Here is a 16,356-nt window from a genome sequence, read left to right on the forward strand (position 1 = left end):
CACGACATAGCATAATTTATAAGTATTTTCGTAGTTTTGTATCTCACCAATTAGCCCTGCGCCTTTCTGTTTCAATTAGGTAACAAGGGCTTCAATATCTTCAACAGCAAAGGCAATATGCCGGATGCCGAGAGTATTGGCCAAAGGATGCTGTATGCCGTTTTCATCTAATGGCTTGTGAAATTTGACTAGCTCTATATTCGCCTCACCATCTGGTGTTCGCATCATGACCACTTCCTCTTTAACATCTTGTAGCCCGATGATGCTCCACCCACTCTCCTTCTCCGAGTATTTCTAGACCAAATTCATGATTCCATTCTTGCACCCTTTTCTTGAATAAAGGTATAATTAACCCTTATTTTGCAGGGTGTATGATATGGGTAAGATACAATTAGTTGAAATATAATTGAAGATCGTAGAATAACATGTAGCAAGTGTGGAGTTCATTTACGATGACAAAAAAGAAGACGTTTAACATCATCATAATAGGTATTTTAAGATGTAGAGAAAACCTTATGGTTTAGCCCAAATTAAATATAAACAACCTGCCAAGTAACGCTCTTCCTTAACAAGCTTTAAACGGGACTGATTTACATAATCAGAAATATTTCTGTTTTGATGGCACCCTACAGCCTTTAGTGCCAATGGATCCAAGGTTTTTTGCAACCCTGCCAAAAGTTTGTTAGTACTGAGGCCATGCTCCATCATTAGTATTTCCCCTTCTGGCTTACACCACTCTCGAAAGTTATTAAGGACCGTAACAGGATCTTGATAGGCACATAAACTGCAAGAAGATATGATAGTATCAAAGCTGTTTTTATTAAATTCAACCTTTTCAACATCATTTTGTATTAGTGTCACTTTAAAAGGATATTTTTTTGCCTCTTTCTGTGCTGCTTTCAACATTTCATGACTAAAATCCAATCCTGTCAATTCAATATCTCTACGGTAGAAAGAAAAATTATTACCAGAACCAATAGCAACTTCCAAAACCTTCCCTTTGGCTTCTTGAAAAATCCTTTGACGAAACTTATTATCTTGACTATTTTTCCGTCGTTTATCGTATTTTTTGCCTGTTTATCAAACTTTTTAATTAACGATTGACGATCCATATCATCCATTGATCCTCTGTCCTCCCAGTCTATTTTTATTTGACGGTACACCCTTTTAGTTGGAGTCCAATTGTAAATTTCTTCATTCGTTTCCTTCGAGGTCGAGTAAGTCCAAGATGCTACAACTACTTCCTCCAGCCAACTCTTGTAAGTTCGGCATGACCTCCCCCTTTACGTACCCATCATACCGTACCCTTTTCTAATTATATCAATCGCTTGGAACATACAGTTATTAATAGTTACATACATTATTTCGCAAGCTAGTTCTTTTCATCTTCTTTTATAGACTTTGCAATAGCTTCACATTTTTTTATAGCCCAAATGTAATGATTGGAAGTGTTTGCTGCAAAATAGCTGTATAAGTTACTTGTTTTTGTCCATTTATAGTATTTTTTTGTCATGATTTCTTCATTGGTATGTGATTTAATTAGATCCATAACTCTTTCATGACTTAACTTCAACTTTTTTATAGCTTGATTTAATGTTACATCTTGATAGCTTTCCCAAATTTTCATATTAAGTAGCTTAATAGTTCTCCATTTGTAACTAGGTGCAGGCATAAAAGGAATATCTCCATCCATACCTTCTCTATACCATCTCTCAAGCATGGCATGCCATTCATATAGATGCATTAATACATCACGAAAATTCTTGTCTCTTTCTTGAGTCTCAATAGAAATACTCCTTTTTCTATAAGGTACTGAATCTATTATTGCAAGCAATGATTTAAGATGTTTGTGGCTATCCAATAGTAGATTTTCTTTTTCACTTTTCGCAATCAAGAAAATTCCCTCCTCTTTTATTAAATATTACCATAAGAGTGTACACTCTTTTATTAGCTTTCAAAAAAATTTGAGTTAAAACTACCATAATGCTGTTACATCTATTTCATATTTTGCTATTAACCTACCCGTTCGTTAGCCAGGACTGTTCGAAGCAATCGAATTACTATTTTGGAACGAACTTTCCAATATATATTTTAAAAGAAGCACGATTAGTAGAACTTCTCCAAAAAGCAATTTCCTTTTTCCCGAATACGTGTCTTATTTGCACTTATCCCTTCAACGGCTACGCCCGCGTTACAACATGATAATACAAATTTGAATCATCAAATTTTTTAGAAAGATAATAGTCTAATTGAAAAAACACCTCGAACTTCTTCCCCTATTTCGATACTTGTTTTAAAAGACCCGCTGATCAATTTCAATCACTTTAAGAGATCGCTTTAATTATTTTTATCATAGCCTTGAAAGCTGCACTATGTCCAAAACCGCTGCATTGATTAATCGTTCCTGTAAAGTATACCTCTCGCTCAGGGTTATAAAAGGCAAAGGCACCCGACTGACCCCAAAATCCTAATATTTCTTTGATTGGTGCGAATGGAGAAACAAATCGAGGCACCAACAGTTTCTCTAATCCGATCCCATAATAAAATTGTCCAGGGAAGAAGATTAAATTCCATTGCTTAAGATCTTCCAGTTCCTCTTTCGGAAAAAAACGGCCATTAAAAAAGGCTTTTAAAAATTCCATCGTTTCTTTAGCAGTAGATACGATACCCCCTTCTGGAGCAATGGAAGACATATACATCGGGAGATGCAATGCATTGGATTTATAGTACAACGGCACAGGGTTAGTATCATTTACATCTTCATATACATACGTCTTTGACAGCTCAAGCTCATCAAATATGAACGTTTGAAAGACCTCTGACATGTTCAATCCGGTAAGATTCTCAATAATTCTACCTAGTAGTTGATAGTTTGTATCTGAGTAATTGACTTTTCCTTTTTGTCCTGGTTTAAATTTTTGGTTTTAGTTTTTTTATTAACGATAATGTTTTCTCTAAGGACCAAGTCTGGTCTTCACCATTGAAAAGTTGTGAAGCAGCTGTTTTACCATTAGGTTGCTTATACGCGAAATAATCCGGTAAGCCCGAAGTATTGGAGATCAAATGTTTAATTGTAATATCATTGGAATAATCAATCCCATCTAGAACATGGATGCCACGGACGATATCTTCAGACAGATAGTTTGCGATGTGATCTTCCAATTGCAACCGATTTTCTACTCTTAATTTCAAAATCACAGCTGTAACGTATAATTTCGTGACACTGGCAATAAAGTATTGATCATCTTCTTTAATGTTACCCGCTGCACCAGTCCAAGAAAATGCATTGTCCCCTTGTTCAACACACAACACAGCCCCGAAGTTGTTTCTTTTTTTAATCATTTGCTTGACATTATGATTGAGAAAAGATTCGTCCAATTGTTTGACCATCATAAACCCTCCTCTAATTGATTACGACTGTTGCGTACAGCTATATTTACTCGTTTTTAATCATTTTTCTTTCGTAGACGAGTAGCAGTCACAACATCTTCAGCAGCACAGTCTAATATCTCCTTCATCTTTTCTATGTCATATTCCTCGTGGAGCAACCTATTGGCAACCATGACAGAGATCCCCATTTGAAAAGCTCTCATCTTAAATAAAATTAACTTAAGTTCCTCATCAGTAAAACCTTCAAGCTCCGGATCCTTTTTCATAAGTCCCACAAGCTTATCACCCATTTCCTGATCAAAAGCCTGAAAATAATCGTTCTGTTTCATCACAAAATCTCTAAACAGATTCGGATACTCCATAGCGAACCGAAGACTGACAACACCTATATCTCCGAATGGGTTTCCGGAATGTTGTTCGTTTAACAGGTGCTGATTTAAATCAACGACTTTTTTAATCACTGCCCGTTTCAATTCTTCAACATCATTGAAATTAACGTAAATAGGGGCAATTGAACTTCCCAATTGATCGGCCACTTTTCTTATGGTCATACTATCGATCCCTTCTGTTTTGGCAATGTTAAAAGCGGCATCGACGATTTGCTCCTTGGAAAATTTATTTTTGGGTGGCACGGTAGTCCCTCCTTTATGAATACAATTATCTTCGCATGAACACAGTTAGATATACATCGTTCGTTATGTAACATTCGTTATATAACATTAATTATACATCGTAATTAGCATTTGTAAACCCTTTTTTGATTATTGACAATTGACATTATTCTGAGCGGAAAAAAACCGCATTTCTCTTTGTGAAAATGCGGTTTTTAAAATTTTCATTCTAGTTCATCATAAATTAACTGCTCAAAAGAAGACCCGCTAAAGGAATCTAACGGGTGGGCATTCCGAACTTATCCACTTTTGAGGTTCGAAGTGTCAAGTGCGCCTGTCATATCGACTGAATAAGGAGGCAGCATTTTTATGCTATTTCTTTCCTGTTTACTTATTGCCGTCATACAAATCCATATAAATTCTATACTCAAAGCCTTTCATCCTTGAAAAACTTTCCTTTTTTCGCTCGAACTCTGTAAAACCCAATTTTTTATATAATCGATAAGCAACCTTATTTGTATCTACAACCTCTAGAATATAATGACGATAATCCTCATTCTCTAATACGTAATTCATCAGAGCAGTTGAAACACCTTTACCTCTCGCTTTGACTGTGGTAGCAACACATTCAATATAACCTGTATCATCTTGGTAAGGCAATTTTTTATTAAACTCATCTTTCATAAAATGATAAGCCAGATTCCCCTTCACATAGCCAAATGAGTTTCTCAAAATTGTTTTATCAATTGTCAATGCTCGATTCTGGTTATTGGAACAAGCCAGAATTCCAACAATATCACCTTCTAAAGTGGCAAAGTAAAAAACATATGGACAAATCATTTTCTGAAACGCTTCAATTAACTTTTCTTGATTATTTGAAAGAAAAGCTAAATCTTCCCTGTATCCATCAACAAAAACGGCTGCAACCTCACGACGTACATCTCCTTTAAACCCTCTCATTGGTCTTACTCTAATTTCATAACTTTTCATTTGAAATCCTCCTTATTATTTAACTGACTGTTCGGTTTATTAATACTTCTTTTAAAACCCCTTCTATTTTAAGGGGTACTATTAGATATACCTTTTAGAAAGATATCTATTGCATTCTGATAAAGCATTAGAAATTGTTTATCACTATAACCTAAGAATTGTGTAATACTTAAACCTGTGAGTGTACTGTATAAAATATAAGCTAAATCTTCAGGTGATTGGTTACTTTTAAATTCTTTACGGGACAAACCCTCGTCAATAATTTGATAAAAAACTTCATATTCCGGTTTTATCAAATCAAATATTTTATTTCCCATCATTTTGTCTATATTCTCAGTGGCCATGTATTCAGGAACTGTATGTGATAAAGGATTTTGCATGTCCGAAGCATAGTATTTAGCAAGCAGATAAAGTTTTTCTGTTGACGTTTCTACCTTATTCGCATGCTCTTCCCAATTTATTCTCCAAACCTCTGAGGTTTTTTCTACTGTATATAGGAACAACTCTTCTTTGCTTTTAAAGTGATAATAGATGCTCCCTTTGCTAATCTCACTAAATTCACGAATATCCTCCATTGAAGTTCCAGCATAACCTTTTTGTTCAAATATTATTTTTGCCTTTTCAGCAATCAGTTCCTTAGTTTTTTTACCTTGTCCTTTTGGCCGAGCCATAAATTCTTCTCCTTTATTTGTTAATGGTAGTTTATTAACTGACCGTTCGTTTTATTAATTATAGAACAAGATAAATTTAAATTCAAGTTCTTTTTAACTAAAATAATTGAATTTCTCTATTTAACTATCTGGCCTAGATAGCGGAACAAAAACAGTTCTTATTACAATCATATCTGGGACAGTGACAGACGTGCAATTCCCACAGGCAGAACAATCTATACGTTACACGAATCAGCCATTCTAGTAGTCTAGAAAATCAATCCTCATTATTTTCGATAGATAGAAGATCTCCAACCACAATACTACTATAATTGAGCTCGAGCCACATGCATTTGTTGAGCAATATCTACACCGACAACGAGGTATTGATAGGAAATTCTCTCAATTAGTTGATTTTGTTTATCTTGCATTTTAAACTTAAGGCACTACTGGTATGCTAACTGCATTTAGTGGAGGAAAGATCTTCGCTGTATAGATAAAATTCAATTCGTTTAATAGTCTTTATAATACAATGCTAGGCCTATTTTTTCTGATGATTCCCCCGAACTTTAATAGTAGACGAATATAATTTATATAATCAATTACAGAAAGAGGTGGAATTATATGCCTAAAATTTACAATGTATTAGCAATTCTATGGATGCTTAGTTCAGGTGAAAAAATTACTGCTAAACAAATTTCGGAAAAGTTAGAGATGAACATAAGAACTGTATATCGTTATATTGATACACTTTCAACAAGTGGTGTACCCATCATTTCAGAACCAGGACATAACGGTGGATACACTTTATTGAACAATTTCGTTGAAGCTCCTCTTTTTTTGATTTTGAGGAGCAAACCTCACTACTTCACGCTGCTGTTTTTGCAGAAGAAAAGTCTTAAGAAAAGAATTATTGAAGTTCTGTCGTAATTAATAAAATTTCATCAAGTATAATATAACTTCCCTGACGTTAGCTGTCAGGGAAGTTATATTATACTTGGTTATATCAACTGTGATTGGAGTGTGGTTGGAGGCAAAAAAAAGATGTTTATTTTTATGCATTTAATACAATGTCAGACTGGAAATTTGGATATGTAATTGCAGAATTAAACTTAGAAAGATATTTCAAAAAGGATTTAGACCTTTAATAGTAGTTACAATGGAGACTAATAAAGAAATTATTGCTACGATGGGATGACTGAGTATATAACCATATACTTCTCTTGATGAATGTGCTCTGGAAAATAAAGACCTGTTAATTTTAGCTGGAGGGACAATTTGGAGGGTTGGTTTTCCTATTGAAACACCTACTTCCGAATTTCAAGTCGAATCATACCCACAGAGTCCCAAAATCAAGTCCTTAAATGCTTTACTATTGTTATATGCAAACAATGATAAAGGGGCTTACCAAATCAGCGTTTTGAAACAGATCCTATATCATCGCCCTTTTGTGTATCAAAAAATAGCATAACGGACATACAGGTGTCAGTGATGGTCGAATATAATTATTTACTGATAATATTGGAGGGATTGGATTATGAGCAGAATACAGACACTACGAGGGTTCACCACTATTAGTTACTGGGCAGATGATGTGATGGCCGCAAAAAAGTGGTACGCTGACTTTTTGGGCATTGAACCATATTTTGAACGTTCGGGTGAAGATGGAAAGCTTGCTTATGTCGAGTTTCGTCTCGGTGACTACCAGCACGAGCTAGGCTGATCGATCGACGCTACGAACCGGATGGTGCGTCTCCTGGCCCGGGTGGTACCGTCACATTTTGGCACGTCGACGATGTGACAGCAACTCTCGAAAAGCTACTCTCCATGGGAGCAAAGGAGTACGAGGCACTTATACATCGTGAGGCAGGATTTATTACGGCTTCCGTCATTGATCCATTTGGTAATGTACTAGGTATCATGTACAATCCGCACTATTTGGAGATATTGAACTCCCGAATTCAAAACAAAGATGAATGACTAGTCGTTTTTTCATAGCTTTATGCACGTTGCGATAAGGGCATTAAAAGCTCTCCAATTTTGTGTTAGAAAAGAGTTTAGATACAAGAAAGGGATATTTACAGATGAAAAAAACAGTAGCTTTGAAAATGGGTGTTAAAGTAAATATAAAAGCATTTTTTAAAAATGCGGATATTGAAGCCATAGAAGATATTGAATTACCACCCCTTAATATATTTACCGAATTGAATGGAAAATTTGACTATATACATCTATTCACTAAAAATCAAGCGGATTTTAACGAGAACTTTCCCAAGCTAAAGCTTCACTTAAAGCCTAGTGGAATGTTATGGGTATCTTGGCCCAAAGGTGGGAAATTAGGAACAGACCTAAATATGAAAACTGTTATCGAATTAGGTTATGATTATGGTCTTGTTGAAAGTAAATGTCTAAGCATCAATGATATTTGGTCTGGATTAAAATTTACTCATCCCAAAGAAGGGAAAGTATATAATAATAGTTATGGAAAATTAAAACTTTCTTAATAAATACACTGTTTTTCATAAGGAAGAGCAAAAAGCTTCTTTGATTTCGATCAAACTTTTTCCTGTTCAGGCGTACGATTGTCTTTCTCTTCAAATGATCCACTGTCTAGGTGTTGGCGAACCCACTTATCTAAGGCAGATGGCGTCAGCTCGTATTCTTTGATCATTTCATTATTTCAGCTCTAGGTTTTCCTAATGCATGCAGCTGGACATTTGTTCCTTGAAATTTCTTCTTACTCGTTTGGTCATGTTTCATTCTCCTCGGCTTTTATTTGAACGAAGTGTATATGACCTTAAATGATTTGTCCAACTAAGTATAACCTATCTAAACTACATAATGACCGATCATAAAACCTACTAGCAAGTGTTCCCCTTCCTCAACATATAGATCTAGATAAGGCTTCCATTTGATGATTTCTGACAAGAGTGTGGAGGAGAAATATGTCTATGGAACGTTCTTATGAATTAAAATGAAATGGGGGATGATATGATTCAAGTAGCAGGAAGACCATTTTCTGAAGAGAATGCAATGGACTTTGGAAGCGTAGGGCATGTAATCCTTCAACTAATGCTTGATTCACCTGAATTATTTTCCTACCCTTCGATGATTGAGCTACGTTTTGAAATCAACATGCGAATACACATTTTAGACAGTGCAAAAGAGATGAATGTGAGTCAGGTCACATTTACGACCTTTGAACATGCTCAATGTAATCCAGCATATTGGACTTTGTCATATGCCGGAGGCTTTTTATTACGGAATGATGTGCGACCATCTGAGGCTATTCTAGACATCTATCGGAATAGCTCCCTTTATGCATTTGAATGTGCGACTGCTATTATGATTATTTATTATCAGGCCATCTTAAAAAGCATTGAGAGCCGAAGGTTTGATTCTATATTTCACAACCTTTATTTATACAGCTGGCATACAGACCCTAACCTAGAATTAAACTCCTTCTACTCTTCAAATCGTTTCTTGCCTGGGGATGTTGTGTATTTTAATAACCCTGATTTTCATCCTCAAACGCCATGGTATCGAGGTGAAAATGCTGTTGTGATGAGTGATGGAACGTTCTTCGGTCATGGTTTTGGTATTATGACTGCCGAAGAGATGATCCAATTTTTAAATACACAAAGGTCTCCAGGAAGTATGCAATCTGCATATTTAGCCAATTTAATAACAAGGATCTCTTCTCAAACGATGCATATGCTTTCACACTACAAAGGGTTCGCACCTTCTATCAAAGTACTAATAAAGTTATTCACCATAACCTTTGTTCCATCTCCTGTCTCGATTATCAGTATTTTCTATATGGCCACCAAATCTAATGAATTTATAAAACTTGTGACATTCACCCATTTATTTCGTTAACAGGTTCACTTTCTGACTAGGTGAGTATACTGTAGTGTAAATAACTAACCGAAAAGGAAGTGTTTAATATGTATGATCATGCAAATATACCCCCTAATATGATGGCAGGAGCTAATGTTCCACCTAATGTCCCACCTAATGTCCCACCGACGATGGTTGCTGGTGCAATGGATGAACCTATGCCATATTATGGTTCCCCTTCATACGGCTATGTCCATGCTGCACCTGCTCAGAAGAACGGTTTCGTATTGATTGTTGTATTGTTTATTTTGTTAATCATTGTAGGAAGTAGCTTTCCTAAATGCTAATATTAGAACTTGAAAAGGTGAGTACTCCAGTACCCACTTCATCTCTACCCGTCACTTATCGAATTCGATAAGTGACGGCTTATCCAAGTAGGTGTTATTCGCCTATTAAGTAAGTGAGACTTGGCTTTTTTTAACGATTTAGGTGTATCATATCGTAATAAGAAAAAGCACCTATTAAGCTTGGCGTTGATTCTACTAATTACGCGTCTTCTGGATGGAAATGTAGGGAAACACTCGGTATATACTCGCTCCCATGTCATTAATAAAGCATCTGGCATTTCTTCTCTTGCTGGAAATACTGCCCATGTACATATTCCGTTGAGCATATCCTGCTGCGAACGAAAACATTCGATTAAGAGGTGGTACAGAGAGCATGGAATCTTTGCAACACCTTCATAATTGATCACTTCATCCAAATCTTTAGAGCACCAGTATAATGTGTGGCTTACTTTTTTTTATTAGACAGTGTGAAGATGGCACCAGCACTTACTGCACGCTATAAAACTGCTGTTCGGCCAGCTTACGGTACAAGGAATGGGTATTGAGTAACTCGCTATGGGTGCCTGTACCCGTAATACGTCCTATATCTGGTGCCAAAAGACTAATGATGTTTCATGGAGCTCCCATAACATAAACAATTAGTGGTATTAATCCAACAGCTCACTATTTTGGTTGCTGCATACTTTTAATCTACCAATATCGGGTTTACATAATAATTGGGCACATGAATAAGTGTTATGTCACATTATTAAAGCCCAATCCTCGCAATTATAAGTGTGTTCAATATTAAAACGATTATTGTTATATTTAAGCTGAAATTGTGAAGATACACTAGACAAAATTAAGTTGAATTCATTAAGTTGGTCTTGTTGCAACACTAATTCGGTATTTAATTCAAGACAGATATTACGCATATGTTCACGCAATTTTTTAGTTCTTTTAGATAATAAGTGTTAATATGGAGAGTTGCAGACAATCCCTATTTTTCTAAAAAATTTCTTACCCATGTCTCTTTGAATTTTAGAGTTACGCCTATCCACCCTATTACTATTGATGACATCCATAAATAATAAATCCATAATTATCCTCGCTTATTTCTTCTGTGCTAAGAATTTAACACATGTAACTACCAAAGTAAATCTATATAGTTACACTGTAGCTATGAAATAAAGTTTGATTAAAAAGATCAAATAATCCTGCATTTTACGGTAAATGAAAAGAACCCGTTTTGAAAAAAGATTGATCAAACGGTTCCATTCTTTGTGAAAGGTCATATAATTTTCATACTTCTAGAGCACTTATCGTATTCTCAAGCACCTTGTCGAAATATCGAGCTTTGCAAAAATATCGAGACCACCATCGGTGATGGTGATCTCTACGTGATGATCTCCTACTCTTTATTGCGATACAAATACATGGTCAGCGGTGCAAAAATAGCGATTATGATCACCGAAGAAATCAGCAGCCAGCCGACTTGCTCCCAGGTCAAAAGTCCGTTCAGTGCACCGCGAAGGGCACTTACCAAGATAGAAATGGGGTTGACGTCCACAAATTCATGCAACCAAACGGGCAGCGTTTCCGGTTCAACGAGGACATTGCTGATGAATGTCAAGGGCACGATCACCATCGTGCTGACCGTAATTAGTGATTTCTCCGAGCGCATGATCAAGGCAAGCGTAGTCCATACCCAGGACAGACTAAATGAAAAGATCAATAGCAGCACCAAGGCTGTCATTGCGCCAACCAGGCCACCGGCCAGATGAAAGCCGAGGGTGAGACCGAGTACAAGCATTGTCGTGATTGCGATCGTGGAACGAACCGTATCAGTCAGCAAAGCGCCTACAAGAGGAGAAGGCAGCCAGATCGGTAACGTGCGGAAACGGTCGAACACCCCCTTCTCTATGTCCCTGTTCAATTCCACGCCGGTATACATCGTAAGCATCGCCACCGTCATGGCCAGCAGCCCGGGCAAAAGAAATTGCAAATAGTCCGTCGAAGAGCCAGCGATGGCACCTCCGAACAAGTAGGTGAACATTATTAACAACACAACAGGAAAAACAGTTACATCAAAGAGCTGTTCAGGTAAATGTTTGATACGCAGCATGGATCTCCAGCCGAACGTCAACGACGAAGACAGTGCATTGGCACGTCCGGTCTGTTCACCTGAACGTAGCACATCATAAAGTGATGGATCATTACCGCCATCCTTCTTATTCGTCATGGTCTTCATTGTACTCCCTCCTCAACACCGAACTGTTCAACGGATGATCGTCGTGTTAATGTCAGGAAAACTTCGTCAAGGCTGGGCTGTCCATAAGAATGTTCACGTATGCTGATATTTGCATTCCCAAGCACCCTCAGCCCCTCAGCGACCAACATGGGATCCGTGACTTGCACGAACAGCTCACAAGTCCGTGGTACTCCGAACGGGGAGTGCAACCTTATCTGAAAGCATCGCTTTAGCTCGCTCTGATTCCTCCTCATGCACGAGCCGAATGTGCAACATTCGGCTTCCGACGGACGATTTCAATTCGTTGCTCGTTCCTTCGGCAATGATCCTGCCCTGTTTCATGACGGCGATGCGGTCTGCCAAGCGATCCGCCTCCTCCAAATATTGCGTTGTTAGCAACACTGTTGTTCCAACACTGGCCAGGGCACGAACAATCTCCCATACCTGGTTACGGCTTTGCGGATCTAGACCTGTCGTCGGTTCATCGAGAAAAAGGATGCGTGGTGTGACCACGATACTTCCCGCTATATCAATCCGACGTCTCATGCCCCCGGAGTAGGTTTTCACCTGGCGCTTAGCAGCTTCCTCCAGCCCGAATACGCGAAGCAATTCCTGTGCACGCATTTTGGATCTTTTTCGAGAATACCCCACCAACCTGGCGATCATAACCAGGTTTTCATATCCGGTCAAATCTTCATCAAGAGATGCGTACTGACCCGCCAAGCTGATTTGACCCCTGACCTCATGCGGCTCCTTGGCCAAATCATGGCCAAACACTTTTACGGTTCCACCATCCATGGGCAGCAATGTTGAAAGCATGCGGATCGTTGTCGTTTTCCCGGCCCCATTATGACCTAAGAATCCATAGACGGACCCTTTGGGTATGGCCAGATCCACACCATCCACCACCCGGTTACTACCAAATACTTTTACCAAGCCCTTTGCCTCTATGGCCAATCCAGCACCTGAATCGTTCATTAAAATCAACACCTCCGATTTTTTTTACCAATTACCTAAGCAGCAAACTCACCAACCAGGTCGTAAGAGCTGCAGTCAAGACATAACTGAGCAGTGCGGAAAAGAAGTCCAATTGCATATTCCATATATAAACGGCTAAAAGCAGTGATGCAATAATGATTGCGGCAACGGTCATCAGAGCAGAGACCTTAAGAAGGGCCAACCCACCTGCAATTAGTACCATGCCACTGACGACGTAATTAAGGAAACCTATCCCAAACCATTCGCTTGCCGGAAACTCATAAAAGCCCCAAATGGCAATGACCGCTCCAATCACCACCATCGACCAGCCCAAAATTTGCAGACCCATTGAACGTCCTCCTTTTTTGTGCATATTTTTGTTCGTTTTTTTTTGCATGTCAGTACCCCCTTTTCCCGAATGAATATAATTAGTATTCATTCACTATAAATCAAAAGAATTCGCCACGCTTCAGGTGGCGTTTTTTACGATGACGCAGTCAGCCCGTCAACAACCATCTCCGCTAATAACTCCAGCACCTGCGGATAATGCTCATGACCGACTTCTTCCTTATGGTTATCTAAGAGGACTAAAACATTGAACAGTGCCAGTGTCGTGTCAACATCGATATCCCGACGAAATTGTCCAAAAGACCGCCAACGTTCAATATTGTCTAGCAAAAATCGATATACGAAGCTGTTTTTTTTAACGTCACATTCTTGATTGTAGTTCTTGAGCACTTGGCTTGCCTCCGTATTGCGGTACCATTCGGCCAAGATCACGTTCTGTTCACTCGTGCGAATAATCTCTTGCAAAAACTGTTTCACCACTTCCTTCGGGGGTTGATCAGTGTCGATTCGGACTACAATCTCCCGTTTGGCCTTTTCATTTTCAGCCTGATAAACCTCATAGAAAATTTGTTCCTTGGAGGTAAAATACTTATAGAAAGTACCTACGGCTACATTCGCACGTTCTGTGATCGCCGCGACATTGGTTTTCCTGAACCCTTGCTCCAAAAAAGAGCACGCGCTGCATCAAAGAGCAGTTGACGTTTATCTGACTGATTCAGGTTAATCACCTCCTCAATTTATTGAATGAATATTTTAGTTATTCATTCACAATTATACACATCTCATCGTTAATAATCAATAAAATCTAACCACTTTTTTTAACAAGGGCTATTAAGCTTCTACTTTAATCCGTTGGCAAGAGACAGGAGGTCCCCCGATACATTGACTTGTTGCCGCACACTATTTGAACCTTTCCTTCTAAAGAGAGCTCTCATTTTCATGTTTTATGCCTACCGTGCTTCTCTTTTACTGGCCTTTCGACTCTGGATTATTTACTGGTTGTCTTTCTCTCTCTGTCATCCTTTCTTCATATGCATCCAACGTCTGAGTGAATTTCAAATATCAATTACGGGATAAATCACAAGCTCTTCCTCATCGATAGGGAAGAGCTTCTTACCTTTTATATAACAAAGCGTGCCCCTTTAGCTACGAACTGACTTTAATGCGGTAGACCAACTAATTACTTGATTCAACATGTCATTCACATGTTCAATGTGTAAATCTGATGGTTTAAAAACCGTATAGTTTTCGAAATCTGTAAATAAATTTAGTGCGGGGTGTGTGCGAACATCCGCCACTTGTAATTCCGCAAGGATTCCACGTAAATGTTCAGCTGCTCGTGTTCCTCCTGAGGAACCATAGCTAACAATACCGGCCGCTTTGTTGTACCATTCCGTTCGTGCTGAATCAAGTGCATTTTTTAATATCCCTGTGATGCTGTGATTGTATTCAGCTGTAACGAAGACATATCCGTCCAAACTGGATATTTTCCTAGCCCAAGCCGAAACTTGCTGCTCGCCTGTAAGGTCTCCAAAAAACGGTAGGTTATAGTCTACAAGATCTACAATTTCATACGTTGCATCCCCGCGTTGATCGGCAATTGCCTTGATCCATTTCCCAACTTGCGGGCTAACCCTCCCTGGCGTGAACTGCCGAGAATAATTCCAATGTGTAGATGAGTGATTGTCATTGTCGCTTCCTCCTTGTAAGGTTTAGATTTAATGATGTTAGATATTTATAACTAACATTACATTCAAAAAATGGCTACTTAAGATACTTAAGATGTCAAATGAAAATTCTCGTTTTTATCCTCCTCCTTTCTACGTAGTAATGTCCGTCTAACAAAAACTATGAAGATTAACAAAGAAATGAAGACGGAAACAGCACATACAGTAAATAAAAATGGGTAGCCCAAGTACTGAGAAACCAAACCGAGTATGATTGATCCAAACCCAATCCCTAAATCCATGGCCGTGAAAAAGGAAGCATTAGCCACTCCTTTTTTCGTAGGAGAAACTAAGTTGAGAATGGCTGCTTGAAGTGTGGGCTGTGCTGATCCAAACCCAATTCCATACAGAATTGCAGAAACAATAACTCCTAGTAATTCATTGGATAAACTCAAGATGAGTAGAGCTATGATTGTAATGAGTAAAGATGGGATAATGATTGATCCTTCGTTATAACGATCCGCAAGCTTCCCTGCAAAAGGGCGGGTGATGGTCAACGCAATGGCATAGATCAAAAAGAAAGTACCTGCGTTAACGTGAATTGATTCGGCGAACAGCGGCATGAAAGTGGTAATGCCCCATAGGTAAGAGCCAAGAAGAATATAGCTACCGAAATGGATAGGATGGATTTATCGAAATAAACTATTTTTCCTTTGTTGTCCGAAGGTAAGATTGGAACCTTAGTCATCAGGGCAATAAGAATGGCTGCAATAGATAAACAAAATGCTACAATAATCAAATATTGAAAAGAGTAGCTTTGGACCATCCACACACCGATAATGGGTCCTATGGCCATGGATACAGTCATTGACAAGCCATACCACCCCATTCCTTCACCTCGGCGACGATCAGGGATCACATCGGTAATCGAAGTTCCAATGGATGTGGTCGAAATAGCCACCCGACGCCATGCAGTATTCGCAAAAGAAACAATAAAAGAATTCCGCTTGCCCAATTATATAGAAACATAGCTATTGCGAAGATAATAAGTCCCGCAATGATAAAGAAGCGCCTGCCGAAACGATCTAGGAGTCCTCCAATAATAGGCCGAGCAACAACTGCGGATAAAGTAAAACTTCCGATGATTAATCCAAGTTGTGATTCGCCGATACCTAATTCTTTGATGTAAATTGGTAATGTTGGGAGGAGCAAATAAAATCCAAAGCACAAGAAAAACAAAGTCAAGATCAGTCCAATAAACGATTTTGTCCATAACCGTTCCATACAACAAAACCTCCTCCGCTG

General features: G+C 38.4%; 15 protein-coding genes and 7 pseudogenes. 6 read left to right on the forward strand and 16 right to left on the reverse strand.

The genetic code is table 11. The features are described from left to right. Positions 1-75 precede the first annotated feature (75 nt). From JCM19034_RS24800 to JCM19034_RS21715, 9 genes and pseudogenes are all read right to left on the reverse strand, one after another. A complete protein-coding gene (locus JCM19034_RS24800; RefSeq protein WP_370621866.1) occupies positions 76-228 on the reverse strand; it encodes a hypothetical protein in 153 nt (50 codons plus the stop codon). 285 nt (positions 229-513) lie between these two features. Next, positions 514-990, reverse strand: coding sequence for a class I SAM-dependent methyltransferase (locus tag JCM19034_RS09315; protein WP_197276376.1), 477 nt, complete (start codon positions 988-990; stop codon positions 514-516). Positions 991-1,372: 382 nt separating this feature from the next. After that, on the reverse strand, positions 1,373-1,894 hold the full coding sequence (locus JCM19034_RS09325) for a ClbS/DfsB family four-helix bundle protein (RefSeq protein ID WP_062049143.1): 522 nt from the start codon (positions 1,892-1,894) through the stop codon (positions 1,373-1,375). A 430-nt stretch (positions 1,895-2,324) separates the two neighbouring features. Further along, positions 2,325-2,852: a hypothetical protein gene (locus JCM19034_RS24040; RefSeq protein WP_370621872.1), complete on the reverse strand. Its 528-nt coding sequence runs from the start codon at positions 2,850-2,852 to the stop codon at positions 2,325-2,327. 58 nt (positions 2,853-2,910) lie between these two features. Further along, a complete protein-coding gene (locus tag JCM19034_RS24045; RefSeq protein ID WP_269431681.1) occupies positions 2,911-3,390 on the reverse strand; it encodes a serine hydrolase domain-containing protein in 480 nt (159 codons plus the stop codon). Between the two features lie 56 nt (positions 3,391-3,446). Then, a complete protein-coding gene (locus tag JCM19034_RS09335; protein ID WP_062049151.1) occupies positions 3,447-4,022 on the reverse strand; it encodes a TetR/AcrR family transcriptional regulator in 576 nt (191 codons plus the stop codon). Between the two features lie 366 nt (positions 4,023-4,388). After that, a complete protein-coding gene (locus JCM19034_RS09340; protein ID WP_062049153.1) occupies positions 4,389-4,991 on the reverse strand; it encodes a GNAT family N-acetyltransferase in 603 nt (200 codons plus the stop codon). Between the two features lie 68 nt (positions 4,992-5,059). Beyond that, on the reverse strand, positions 5,060-5,662 hold the full coding sequence (locus JCM19034_RS09345; RefSeq protein WP_062049155.1) for a TetR/AcrR family transcriptional regulator: 603 nt from the start codon (positions 5,660-5,662) through the stop codon (positions 5,060-5,062). Positions 5,663-5,921: 259 nt separating this feature from the next. Then, positions 5,922-6,072: pseudogene (locus JCM19034_RS21715) on the reverse strand (IS110 family transposase); the annotation flags it as partial. A 193-nt stretch (positions 6,073-6,265) separates the two neighbouring features. On the opposite strand from JCM19034_RS21715, the pseudogene JCM19034_RS09350 reads away from it, so the two are divergent. The 4 genes and pseudogenes from JCM19034_RS09350 to JCM19034_RS09360 all read left to right on the forward strand — a co-directional run. Continuing rightward, positions 6,266-6,534, forward strand: a pseudogene (locus tag JCM19034_RS09350) (helix-turn-helix transcriptional regulator); the annotation flags it as partial. A 177-nt stretch (positions 6,535-6,711) separates the two neighbouring features. After that, positions 6,712-6,923 (forward strand): annotated as a pseudogene (locus JCM19034_RS23065) (glutamine amidotransferase); the annotation flags it as partial. A 255-nt stretch (positions 6,924-7,178) separates the two neighbouring features. Further along, positions 7,179-7,621: pseudogene (locus JCM19034_RS09355) on the forward strand (VOC family protein). A gap of 104 nt (positions 7,622-7,725) precedes the next feature. Continuing rightward, the gene (locus JCM19034_RS09360) at positions 7,726-8,145 is read left to right on the forward strand and encodes a hypothetical protein (protein WP_062049158.1); all 420 of its coding nucleotides are present in this window, start codon (positions 7,726-7,728) and stop codon (positions 8,143-8,145) included. Between the two features lie 53 nt (positions 8,146-8,198). Here JCM19034_RS09360 and JCM19034_RS21720 read toward each other — a convergent pair. After that, a pseudogene (locus tag JCM19034_RS21720) lies at positions 8,199-8,394 on the reverse strand (IS3 family transposase); the annotation flags it as partial. A 238-nt stretch (positions 8,395-8,632) separates the two neighbouring features. Here JCM19034_RS21720 and JCM19034_RS09370 point away from each other — a divergent pair. Together JCM19034_RS09370 and JCM19034_RS21725 are read left to right on the forward strand one after the other, a co-directional pair. After that, a complete protein-coding gene (locus JCM19034_RS09370) occupies positions 8,633-9,520 on the forward strand; it encodes a protein-glutamine gamma-glutamyltransferase (protein WP_231686887.1) in 888 nt (295 codons plus the stop codon). A gap of 179 nt (positions 9,521-9,699) precedes the next feature. Continuing rightward, positions 9,700-9,828 carry a YjcZ family sporulation protein gene (locus JCM19034_RS21725; RefSeq protein ID WP_156323939.1) on the forward strand — a complete coding sequence of 43 codons (129 nt, stop codon included), beginning with the start codon at positions 9,700-9,702 and terminating at the stop codon, positions 9,826-9,828. Positions 9,829-11,218: 1,390 nt separating this feature from the next. Here the strand turns inward: JCM19034_RS21725 and JCM19034_RS09380 are convergent. From JCM19034_RS09380 to JCM19034_RS09405, 6 genes and pseudogenes are all read right to left on the reverse strand, one after another. Then, complete coding sequence (locus JCM19034_RS09380) at positions 11,219-12,058, reverse strand: ABC transporter permease (RefSeq protein ID WP_062049162.1); 840 nt, start codon at positions 12,056-12,058, stop codon at positions 11,219-11,221. 174 nt (positions 12,059-12,232) lie between these two features. Then, positions 12,233-13,036: an ATP-binding cassette domain-containing protein gene (locus JCM19034_RS09385; RefSeq protein ID WP_370621867.1), complete on the reverse strand. Its 804-nt coding sequence runs from the start codon at positions 13,034-13,036 to the stop codon at positions 12,233-12,235. A 31-nt stretch (positions 13,037-13,067) separates the two neighbouring features. Further along, complete coding sequence (locus JCM19034_RS09390) at positions 13,068-13,433, reverse strand: hypothetical protein (RefSeq protein WP_062049164.1); 366 nt, start codon at positions 13,431-13,433, stop codon at positions 13,068-13,070. Positions 13,434-13,519: 86 nt separating this feature from the next. After that, on the reverse strand, positions 13,520-14,050 hold the full coding sequence (locus JCM19034_RS09395; RefSeq protein ID WP_062049166.1) for a TetR/AcrR family transcriptional regulator: 531 nt from the start codon (positions 14,048-14,050) through the stop codon (positions 13,520-13,522). 476 nt (positions 14,051-14,526) lie between these two features. Next, positions 14,527-15,074 (reverse strand): annotated as a pseudogene (locus JCM19034_RS09400) (NADPH-dependent FMN reductase). Positions 15,075-15,161: 87 nt separating this feature from the next. Then, positions 15,162-16,335: pseudogene (locus JCM19034_RS09405) on the reverse strand (MFS transporter). Positions 16,336-16,356: the final 21 nt, after the last annotated feature.

It is taken from the genome of Bacillus sp. JCM 19034, from assembly GCF_001310635.1.
Taxonomy (GTDB): domain Bacteria; phylum Bacillota; class Bacilli; order Bacillales; family Bacillaceae_D; genus Halalkalibacter.

Bases quoted from the DNA above. Each gene is read 5' to 3' on its own strand.
- JCM19034_RS21725 (WP_156323939.1), top strand. From the start codon at position 9,700: ATGCCATATTATGGTTCCCCTTCATACGGCTATGTCCATGCTGCACCT.
- JCM19034_RS09340 (WP_062049153.1), bottom strand. From the start codon at position 4,991: ATGAAAAGTTATGAAATTAGAGTAAGACCAATGAGAGGGTTTAAAGGA.
- JCM19034_RS09380 (WP_062049162.1), bottom strand. From the start codon at position 12,058: ATGAAGACCATGACGAATAAGAAGGATGGCGGTAATGATCCATCACTT.
- JCM19034_RS24045 (WP_269431681.1), bottom strand. From the start codon at position 3,390: ATGGTCAAACAATTGGACGAATCTTTTCTCAATCATAATGTCAAGCAA.
- JCM19034_RS09385 (WP_370621867.1), bottom strand. From the start codon at position 13,036: ATGAACGATTCAGGTGCTGGATTGGCCATAGAGGCAAAGGGCTTGGTA.
- JCM19034_RS09370 (WP_231686887.1), top strand. From the start codon at position 8,633: ATGATTCAAGTAGCAGGAAGACCATTTTCTGAAGAGAATGCAATGGAC.
- JCM19034_RS09345 (WP_062049155.1), bottom strand. From the start codon at position 5,662: ATGGCTCGGCCAAAAGGACAAGGTAAAAAAACTAAGGAACTGATTGCT.
- JCM19034_RS09390 (WP_062049164.1), bottom strand. From the start codon at position 13,433: ATGCAAAAAAAAACGAACAAAAATATGCACAAAAAAGGAGGACGTTCA.
- JCM19034_RS09360 (WP_062049158.1), top strand. From the start codon at position 7,726: ATGAAAAAAACAGTAGCTTTGAAAATGGGTGTTAAAGTAAATATAAAA.
- JCM19034_RS24800 (WP_370621866.1), bottom strand. From the start codon at position 228: ATGATGCGAACACCAGATGGTGAGGCGAATATAGAGCTAGTCAAATTT.